The sequence below is a fragment of the Romboutsia sp. genome (assembly GCF_035470145.1).
Lineage (GTDB): Bacteria > Bacillota > Clostridia > Peptostreptococcales > Peptostreptococcaceae > Romboutsia_D.
Window position 1 is genome coordinate 1 of sequence record NZ_DATIRC010000283.1, and the last position, 1,965, is coordinate 1,965.

General features: G+C 27.6%; 1 protein-coding gene. It reads left to right on the forward strand.

Annotation, left to right across the window (positions count from 1 at the left end):
* The first annotated feature begins 679 nt into the window (after window positions 1–679).
* Entirely contained in the window at window positions 680–1,486 is an 807-nt protein-coding gene (gene proC, locus VLM92_RS11630; protein WP_325276502.1) for a pyrroline-5-carboxylate reductase, read from the forward strand.
* The last annotated feature ends 479 nt before the right edge of the window (window positions 1,487–1,965 follow it).

The following is a 1,965-nucleotide window of genomic DNA, read 5'->3' on the forward strand; positions in this document are numbered from 1 at the left end:
AGCTATTATTTTCCCTTCATATCCAGCTAATACATCATTTATTTCTTCTCCTAATTTAGAAAATATTCTTCCTTCATCCCATGATATAAATCCTATAAATGATTTTGCTATAGACTCATCAAATTCTTTATTTATTAAAACTTCTTTCCAAGTTATATCTTTTATACTCATATGTAAAACCTCCTAAACAGTAGCAATATATTTCTTAGATTTTCCTTAATTTATTACTATTATTCACAAAGTGCTCCTAGAATAAAAGGATTTTTTCATAAGTTTGCTATTTATAATGAAGTTAATATTAATTATGTTACTTACTAAGTAATATTTTTAACTTTTTATGTAAATTCCACTATAATTCCCACTGAGTGTAGCAAGGTCTGTCATACTTAATATTTTATCTCAAAGAAACTATCAGAAGCAACTAATGCTTTAGCGAAAGGTTCTAGTGATTTACACAAAGGGGTTAATAAATTCAAGACTAAAGGTTTAGATAAATTATATAAAGAAGGAAATACAAAAATATGTTAATATTTCACAATCATATATAGACAAATTTATACTACTATAGTATTTTTAAATTAGATACGTTGGAAGTCGTTATATGGAGAAATACTCTTAATTACGATGATTATGAAATTATTTTTAAAAGAAAATTAAAATAATATGTAAGGAGAACAATATGAATAAAACAATAGGATTTATCGGATGTGGAAATATGGCAAAAGCTATGATAGGTGGAATAGTAAAATCAAAACTAGTATCATCAAATAATATAAATGCATCAGCCTTAAGCCAAAGTACATTAGATGCTATAAACAATGAATTTAAAATAAACACTACAACAGACTCTAGAGAAATAGTAAAAAACTCAGATATAGTAATAGTAGCAGTAAAACCTAATGTATATGATACCGTATTAGAATCTGTAAAAGACCTTATAGATAATGAAAAGTTAATAGTAACAATAGCAGCTGGGAAAACAATAGCTTCAGTAGAAAACGTCATAGGAAGTGATAAAAAGATAATAAGAACTATGCCAAATACACCTGCACTTGTAAATGAAGGAATGAGCGCACTTTGTAAAAACCAAAATATCACTGATGAAGAATTAAATATTGTTAAAACTATATTTGATTCATTTGGTAAAAGTGAAATTGTAGGGGAATATTTAATAGATGCAGTAATAGGAGTTAGTGGTTCTGCTCCTGCATATGTATTTATGTTTATAGAAGCAATGGCAGATGCTGCGGTTGCTGCTGGAATGCCAAGACCTCAAGCTTATAAGTTTGCATCACAAGCTGTAATGGGTTCTGCTAAAATGGTACTTGAAAGTGGTAAACATCCAGGAGAACTTAAAGATATGGTATGTTCACCAGGTGGAACGACTATAGAAGCTGTAAAAACATTAGAAGAAAAAGGCTTAAGAAATGCAGTTATAAAAGCTATGGAAGATTGCATAGAAAAATCAAAAGAAATGAGTAGCTAATATAAGATATCACTATTTAAGGGAGTAACTACAAATGATTTTAATCATTAATGTAGATACTCTCTTTTTAAATTGCAAGGACATTATGTTGATTAAAAAACTGTGGGTAATATATGTATTAAAGTAATATCAATCTATACAGAAAATATAAAAGTGACAAAGTTCATAAAAAATATATGCTAGGTTTTTAAATGTATTTCTAGAGGATAGTATCCAATTTACTCTAATTATTACTAAGGTTAGAATGTAACTATAATACGCAATTGTAACATAGTATAGACTATCTTAAAGGAGTGAATATGTTGGAAAAAGAATTAAAGGCATTATTATTAAGTTTTGACGATGAAGAAGAATGTGAATGTACTCAAAATTTCAATTATCTTGATGAAATGAAAAGAGTTCGTAGTATCAAGAGTTAAATTGAAAATATTATTGGAAATAAATTAAGAATAGATGAGCAGGTTCAAGATGCTTCGTTT